This window comes from Pseudomonas sp. NPDC088885 (assembly GCF_044750025.1).
GTDB lineage: Bacteria > Pseudomonadota > Gammaproteobacteria > Pseudomonadales > Pseudomonadaceae > Aquipseudomonas > Aquipseudomonas rustica.
In genome coordinates this window covers 1-8674 of the sequence record NZ_JBIVJB010000008.1, presented here as the reverse complement: position 1 = coordinate 8674, position 8674 = coordinate 1, and the positions used below count along the sequence as shown (strand labels likewise).

4 protein-coding genes are annotated in these 8674 nt (G+C 55.2%); 1 reads left to right on the top strand and 3 read right to left on the bottom strand.

Annotated features, from left to right (window positions below; genetic code table 11):
• The coding region (locus ACIP1X_RS06870) for an Ig-like domain repeat protein (RefSeq protein WP_400750558.1) at positions 1 to 2909 on the bottom strand (2909 nt) is incomplete at its 3' end.
• Positions 2910 to 3452: 543 nt separating this feature from the next.
• On the opposite strand from ACIP1X_RS06870, the gene ACIP1X_RS06865 reads away from it, so the two are divergent.
• On the top strand, positions 3453 to 3818 hold the full coding sequence (locus ACIP1X_RS06865; protein ID WP_400750555.1) for a DUF6124 family protein: 366 nt from the start codon (positions 3453 to 3455) through the stop codon (positions 3816 to 3818).
• Positions 3819 to 3969: 151 nt separating this feature from the next.
• Here the strand turns inward: ACIP1X_RS06865 and ACIP1X_RS06860 are convergent, their stop codons facing one another.
• Entirely contained in the window at positions 3970 to 8127 is a 4158-nt protein-coding gene (locus ACIP1X_RS06860) for a hypothetical protein (protein ID WP_400750552.1), read from the bottom strand.
• A 120-nt stretch (positions 8128 to 8247) separates the two neighbouring features.
• Positions 8248 to 8643 (bottom strand): YbaN family protein, encoded by a 396-nt coding sequence (locus ACIP1X_RS06855; RefSeq protein ID WP_400750689.1) that lies wholly within the window; start codon positions 8641 to 8643, stop codon positions 8248 to 8250.
• Positions 8644 to 8674 lie beyond the last annotated feature (31 nt).

Sequence of the window (8674 nt, the reverse complement as noted above, 5' to 3'; positions counted from 1 at the left end):
GTGACGGTGACAGAGCGATCGAACGTCGTACCGCCATGCGCAACAGTGCCTTTGGAATCGGTGACATTGGCAATGGTCGGTGCAACGGATTGCGCAACTGTAAATGTCCGCGGTGGACTAGCGACCGGATCAGCGTCATACAAGGCAAACGCTATGATCTGATATTGCTTTAACTGCAGCCCCGAAAATAACTTGCTCCAAGTGCTATCAGCGGTAACCTCTACAACGTCCAACTGAGTGCTGCCGTCCAACAGCGCAACTTTTTCACCTCGGGTTGCAGTACCTTTGATAGTCACTTGTTTGTCGAATGTCGAACCCCCTTCCGGAATCTGCCCAAGAGAATCGCTCACTTCGCTGATCACTGGCGTCACGTAGTCATGACGGGTTCTGACGGTCAATTGCTGGATGGGAAACACGAGCGCCGCTGATTCTACTGTCCCGCCGTCAAACGCCACTTTGCAGATCACCTTCGCTGAAGTGGCATGCCCCAGTTTCATCAGCTCACTGCGCAGGAGTACTTCATGGAGTCCGTCAATGACTTGCCCGGTCGTTATTTCTACACCGTTGAGCATGTTGATGCGGTGAACTGCGCCGTCCTGGGTCTCACCTTCGAAGATCAGCCAGAGTCGTTGCTTGAGCGCACTAAATGGCCATTTGGCAACCCGTGTGCTGGCGTTACCGGCGAGCGTCGTCAAATCCAGAATGCCACCCGCCGCCTCCAGCACCTGAGGTCGCGGCAGTTGGCTTTCCGGATCCAGGAAACCTGAAACCTTCAGATCCAGCACTTTCGAAAGCGTCGCCTGCGCGTTGCGTATCACCTCATATTGGACGTTGACGTTTTTGGAGATATTGGCACCGACCACCGATGGCGGCAGGGGGAAGACGACGGTGCCACTTTCATGCCCTGGCAGTTTCTGATCTTCGGACGATCCCGCGCCGGGCGTGCCCTGAAATATAAGTCGGATGATGTCCTGATCAGGTTTCATGTTTGTAAAGCTGACGCTGATATCTATGCCGTTCAGTGCTGCCATCGGATCGAGCGTGCCAGTCGGTGCCTGGGTCACCGTCGGGGCGGGCAACTCACCCAGCGTTTCGCCAACCATCAGTATCAACGTAGGCGAGTATTCGAAACGCTCTAGCGCCGCTCGCCACAGTGAATAAAACACCTTGATGTTTTGGCCGATATTGTCTTGAACATAACGGGCGTCGACCCGAAAATTCAAGATTTTGCCCTCAGTGGGCGTGGTGATGGGTAGCCAGTCACTGGTACTGGCGCGAGGCCCATTCAAGTAATACGTCAGAATGTCTCCCTTTTTGGTTTCTGGAAAATCCACTCGTACGGTAATGTTGTTTTCGACTTTTTCCGGGTCGAGTACATCATTGATCGCTTCCGGTACTTTGGGTGCCGGCAACGTTGCGACGATGACTTGCACCAGGACCAGCAGCCGTTCTGACTCTCTGACGCCATACAGCATCACGTCGTCGTTGCTCACCCGATACGACAGATCCAGCGTGCCGTTTACGAGCGCTTTGACGTGCTTGCTGTCGATGTAAATCGTGACGAGATTGGCTTGCGCTTCATTGAGAGTGACGGTGTGTTGTTGTTCGTGCAGGTAGGGCTTGCCATCGGCGTCTGTGCCCAGCCAGATCAGGTTGATCAGGTCGCCGCTGGCCATGCCCGGGTAACGCACGTCAACTGTCGCCCGCGGTACGTCCGGCTCCAGCGTATCGCCCACCAGTTCGCGGATCTTCGGTTCAGGAAGCGTTGATACATCACCGACCACCTCGGCAAAGGTGCGTTTGGACGATTGCGCTGGTGTGCCGTCTGTTTTGTGCAGGACGAAGGATGCTTCCGCGCGGCCCATGGCAATCGCTTTGACGAGCTCGTAGGGAACGCTGAACTCAAGAATGCCCGGAACACTTTTGATGTCTTTCGACTCGGTGTGAATCAGCTGTGTGCCGTCGAACGTCGTGCCAACCCAGGTCATTTCGACGGTGTCACCCGGTGCGAAGTCTGTGGCGGTCAGGCCGACCTGCACGGTGACAGGCTGCTTATTCAGGTTCTTGATGGTGATGATGTCGTTGACCGCTTCCTTGATCGTCGGCCCCGGCAGCCGCCAACCGCCAGCTTTCACTGCGATCGTCGTGCTTTGGGATGGCTGCGACGCCCAGTTCAGTACCCGGTCGTGCACTTGGTACATGATCTTCAGCGCCGTACTGTCACCACCGGCCAGAATCGCGGCCTGATCGACGGTAATGACAATCGGCTGCTTCTTGTCGGCCTGATCCTGAGTGACGATATGGGGCGGCAGGCGGTGCCTGCCCCAATAAAAAAATATGACGTCGTACACGGTGATAAACGGGTATGGCGCAATCGTTACAGGCACACCGTTCAGTGCCCATTCCGCGTCAACGACGCCTTGCTCAATCAACTCCGGCGGCAACTGTGCGCTTTGCAATTCCGAATGGCCTGGCAGATGGGGGGTCTTGTCGACCCCGGCCGGTCTCTGGAACTTGAGCAGCAGTCGCAAGGCCACGGACGGATCATCCGGCACGGTTTGCCCGGCGCGGGTCAGTACGTAGTAAAACCTCTCGACCCAGCCAGACTTGAAATCGGTCACATCCAGAAAAAAGTACAACGGCTTGTCGACGTCGCCGGGTTTGACATTGATCGCGCAGGCCTGGTTGTCCTCCCAGTAAACGGCAAGTCGGTCACCGTCCCTCATTCCCAGGTAAGGATTGATGATGCAGAACAAACCCTGGGGATGATCAGTGATGGCAGCAATATTGATCCCGCCATCGCCATCCACGACAGGCTCGACCATGCCCGCGGGCAACGGCGGGCGGAGGGCCATCGTGGTGTTTTTCTCACTTGGCTGAGGAAACAGAAAAAGCGAATGGACGGGCATGGCGAAGGTTCCTTGCTTCGGGTTTGACGCCATTTTTTGCGGTCGTGGCGAGTACTCTGATTGGGCATCAGGTAATAGGGATTGGCTACTGTCAGATCTGACAGGGGAGGGTGGGTTTGAGACGAACGGTCGAAGGGCTGAGGACGGAACCTATCGGACGATTCGCCAATCGGCGTAGGCAATCAGCGTTGTTTACGTGCGTGTTTAAAAGACATCGGGTGTTACGTCCTGAGGCCCACAAAACGTTGCGCCATTGCCTACGCGTAAGACAGAATCCGCCGGCTTGTGCGCCTGGAGGTGGGTCGGTAACTTGGATCGGGTCACTGATTTCCAGTGATCGGGTTTAGCAGCCCGGTATGCATTTTACGGTTGCACAAGTGACATTCAGTCAGGCGCTCATTCGCCTGCACTAAATGGTGGCTGTGCGCATGGCATCTTCGGGTGCGCCGGGTTGAATGCTTACCGGTCTGCTAACTTGCGTACAGCTGCCTCCATTTCGTTTAGCAGCGAGAATGAACGCAGCCTCGTTTGAGGAAAGCATTCATGTTCAAAGTTACACCAAACCCGCCGACCACCGATCCGGCATCGCCCTACGAATCCTCCGATTCAAAGAAATTCCACGAAGCCGCCGAGCGCGCGCTCGACCACTATCTTGGCCCACCCACCGCCGAAATCATGGCCGCCCCCTACGTGCCCAACCGCTTGTTCATGGTCAACCCGGCCAGCGCAAACGAACCCCTATTGGCCGACGCCAGCGAAAGCCTCGGCTCGGCTTGCGTGATGATCAACGACCTGGCGGGGATGCTTGAGGGCACTCATCGCAGGACATTGTTGGGAATTGCGCAGGTTGTGATGTTGGGTGAACTGGCCGTCAATCAGGTTCTCGATAATCTGGTGCCCGTAGATTAAGTGTCGGTTGCGGCGTAATAGCCGGGCTCGCCGCATCTGCGAATGCTTGCATGGGACAGATCTATTCCAGAAAAATAATCTATCCCTTTTGTCGTTCATTACTGTCCCTATTTGTCGTCTATTGGCTCGTGTTCTTTGTGAGGTTTTAGTATTAATAGAAGATGGTGAAATTATCGATGAAACCTGCGTCCTTGATTACGTGAAATTGTGCAAATATTGTTATTCTTTTAATTCTTCTTCGGTCATCGAAAAAGAACTCGGCCCAATCAGCGTAATTCGGGGGGTAGGGAATTATGCTAAAAGATTTATTTGTGTTGTTATCATCAAAAATTTTAATACTAAACCAAGTAATATTCAATGATTTGAAGCCGAATCTTATTTTTGTTGCTGAGTTCTTGAGCGTGATATCCACTCCCTGATCCCAAGGTAACCTCAATGCTTTTCCCGTAATATGAGGGGCGTAAGTGATGACTTGTATCAGGACGCCATTGCCTGACCCGGTTTTACGAATATACATTGCATGGAGGTCTAAAGTCTGAATTATTCCTGGGGCTGCACTTTCGAAGTTTTCAAATTCTTCTGGCGGTAAATTCTTGAAGTTCCACTGTGTTGATATGCTTTGTTCCCCGTACAACGCTTTGGCCGTAAAACTATGTTCTGATATGCTCAAGTTCGAAACGTCCAGCGTCCAAACCCCAGTCGTCGGATCTACGGGCGGTTTACCTTTAGACACTGCGCCATCCAGCACATCAACCGTTTGCCCTTTGCTCGCCGTACCGGTCAGGATCACGCGGTTATCGACCGTGATTCCACCATGAGGGATTTCGACACCCTTGCTGTCCTTGATCGAGTTGATCGTAGGCGTGACCATCAGCGTGATGGTGATTTTCCAAGGCAGCGATTCCGGTTTACTGCCGTATTGCGCGACAGCAGTAAGGTTGCAGTCGCCCTGTGCCAGACCTGTCAAATCCCGGTTCCAGTTGCCTAGATCATCCGCTATCGCGGTAAATGCAGTACTCACACCGTTGTTGTAAATCAGGATTGTTTGATTGCGTGCCGCAGTGCCGCTGACTTTGACGTTGGGGTCGACAGTCAGGCCGTTTTGAGGAATCGCAATGCCTTTTGAATCTTTGACCGAGTTGATCACCGGCGTCACAAGTGCCAAAACAGTTAAGGTGCGCGCCGCTGATACCGGCCCCGCGCCGTACTCAGCCTTCGCGGTAAAACTGTGCGCCGCGATGCTCAAGTTCGAAACGTCCAGCGTCCAAACCCCAGTCGTCGGATCTACGGGTGGTTTGCCTCTCGACACGGTGCCATCCAGCACATCAACCGTTTGCCCTTTGCTCGCCGTACCGGTCAGGATTACACGGGTATCGACCGTTGTTCCTCCATGAGGAATCTCGACACCTTGGCTGTCCTTGATTGAGGTAATCGTAGGCGTGACCATCAGCGTGATGGTGATTTTCCAAGGCGGCGATTCCGGTTTACTGCCGTATTGCGAGACAGCAGTAAGGTTGCAGTCGCCCTGTGCCAGACCTGTCAAATCCCGGTTCCAGTTGCCTAGATCATCCGCTATCGCGGTAAATGCAGTACTCACACCGTTGTTGTAAATCAGGATGGTTTGATTGCGTGCCGCAGTGCCGCTGACTTTGACGTTGGGATCAACTGTCAGGCTGTTTTGAGGGATCGCAATGCCTTTGGAGTCGATAACCGAGGTGATCACCGGTTTCACGTCCGCCACAGCCTTGATCCTATAAGTCTTCACCGGCGCCACAATCGCGTCCGCTTCGACCTGACTGGAAGTCAGTGCTGCCTTGAAATGCAATTCCAGGTCGCTACCGTCGGCCAACTCCTTAAAGTAATCGTAATACACGCCCTGATTATATTTACCTGCACTAATCCAGCCCGCATTGACCGCTGCGCCCGGCACTTTCCAAACTACAAGGATGTGTTCCTCACCCTGTGCATTCGTTCCTATAAGCACCAGCCATACCGGTTGCCCCACTTGGATGAACGCCCACACACCCGCGCTAACCGTGGCGCCCGCCGTCACCTTGCTGATATCCAGTTCATCGCCGACTGCTTGCAAGATAGAAAGCTTATCCAATTCGCTCGCCGGAAGCGGCGTTACCGTTACCGTCAGCGACAGGGACGGAATTTTGAGGCTGCCTTGAGTTACTTCGTAGTTGAGCGTGAAGGTTTTCGCAGCATTGCCAATGTTTGCCGCGAGTGCCTCAGGAGGAATCAGAAATTCAACGCTGCCACTGTCCAGCCCCGGCTTACCGGCAATCGGTGGTGAACCGGCTCCGGGCGTGCCGGTCACGGTCAATTGAATGAATTGGGAGGCGTTCATTCCCGAGTAATTCACGAGGACCTTTACGCCCGTCTTGGCATCGAGGGGTGCCAGCGTCACGTTGGCGCCACTGCCTGTGGCTTGCGGCAAGTGCGCCACAGGCAGTGGATTTTCCAGTGCTGCCCCGATTCTGAACGCCAACGGATTCGAATAACTCGTGCCCCCAGCTGCCCGCTTTATGTCATAGCTCGCAGACACGGTCTCGCCTTCGTTGCCCTTGATGAACTCGGCTTTGATGTTGAACTGCACAGGCTGCCCGGCCGTGAGCGAGCTCAGCGTCACCGAATCACTGTCGCTGATTTTCGAACCGTGCCACTCGTAGATCACCTCGTCACCCTTGGCCGTACTCAGGTAGTTCACCGTCAACGTAGTGCCGTTGGTATCGGGCGGCAGTGCGCCGTCGACTACACCGGCAACCTCCGGTTCCGGCAATTCCAGCCGGGGTTCGCCCACTCGCAGGATGTCAGCATGTTCCGACTCGCGCACAGCGTGCGTAGCGTTGACGTGATTCAGGGTCCGCAGCACGCCATCCTCTATCAGCAGATGGTAGTAGAGCTCCAGTGTGCCGCCGATGATCGGGGTCAGCTGCGCACCGTCGACGTTGATCAGCAGCGGAAGACCGGCGCTGATGTCACCGTTGGTAATCGGGCGCAAAGGTAAATCCGGCAGGTGCGGAATGAGTTCAGGGCGAGTACCGAGCCAGAACAGTTTGATCGCCTGACCGGCCGCAAAAGAGGCGTCGAAAGGGATCTCGATGCGTACCTGTTTAAGTGCCGGGTCGAGCGCACCATTGACTGCATCCAGTGCTTTGGGGGCTACCAGCCGCTGAACCGTACCGATCGCGCTGAGGAATTGGGTTTTTGAGCGCAAGTCGGCGGAACCGTCGGCTTTTTTCAGGCGATAAGACAAAGCGATTTGTGATTTGACCAATTGTTGCAGCACAGCGAAAGGGATCGGAATTTCAGCGGTGATCGGCACGCTGATCAATGCTTTACCGGAGAATTCGACATCAATTGGCGCGCCTTCCACCGGAGTGCCCTTGATCCTGATAATCGGGATATCGCCAAGCTTGAACGAGCCACTGGCCGTGACCCAGACCTGCGCGTGGCCATCGGCGTTGTTCAGTTTGTCGACGTCCAGCACGTTATTCAGCGCTTCTTTGAGAATCGGTGCTTCGAGCCGGGTTTTATCGATCGCCACCACAACCCGCTGCGGCATGCTCCAATCTTCAGAACGGTTTTCGACCTCGTCATAGACCTCGAATACCACGCTCAGTCCAATATCATCGGAATCCTCAGCCTCACGAATGACCGCCTCACTGACGTGCACAATGATCGGCGCAGTGCCGTCGACTTGAGCTTGCGTCAGCGGCGAGCTGAGCACGAAAATACCTCCCCAACTCAGTTGAATGACGTCGCCCGGCGCAATGAAGGGATAGCGTTCGATGGTGATCGGGACCCCGGCGGCGACGTTGTCCTTGTCGATGCCGCCGTTGAGGATGTCTGGCGGGATGCTGAAGATCAGCTTGGAATGACCGGGTTCAGCGTTGTCGTCGTGACCGGCAGGACGCGTGAGTTTGACCAGCACTTGTATGTCTTCAGATGGCTCCTCTGCCTGGCCTACGCGTTTGACACTGTAGGAAACTTCGGCGAAGCCTTCGTCGATCAGTGCCGAAGGTATGAACATCTGAAGTGTCGTATTTTCCTGACCCGGGCCTACGATTTTCTGCAACACCTCAACACCCTTCGGCAAATACACCTTCACCGAATCACCCTGCGTCATAGGTGTCCATGGCCCGGCGCGACAAAGCAGACCCTGACGCGGAAAGTTGCCCCGCGCGGCGGCTATGTTGATCCCCCAAACCGGCGGCGACTGGGACACCGGCCCGGTTTTACCGGGAATGTCGAGTTGCTTAAGAACGAGTTTGCCGGCTCTGGAACTCTTGCGTTTGGGCATGGAAATGACTCCGGGATGCGCAGGGGCAGCGGAGTGATTTATGAATGGAAACGGCGCAGTCGTCACCTGTCAGATCTGACAGGGCAGGGCTGATATTCGACGGACGGTCGGCGGTGAGATTTAGCGCTTGGGAAGGGTTTTCTGTCGCAGGATATAAACCGTCACCAACACCGCACTGGTCAACATAAACCCGCGCGCCCACGGCATTGGCACCAGATAACACGAGAACAGGATGCTCGCCCACATCAGCCCGATCGCGTAGACCTTGCCCTTGAGCGGAATGCCGTTGCCCTCCAGATAGTCGCGAATCCATGGCCCGAGCCGGGGATGCTCGACCAGCCAGCGATAGAAACGCGGCGAACTGCGGGCGAAGCACGCGGCGGCCAGCAGCAGGAAAGGGGTAGTCGGGAGAACAGGCAAGAAAATACCGATCACCCCCAATGCCACGCTGAGCCAGCCGACGGCCAGCAGGATGTAGCGCAGCATCAGGGAGCGGTTGCCTATGGGGTTGTCCATAGGCCGGATCTTAGTGGTGACGTGGCTTGAG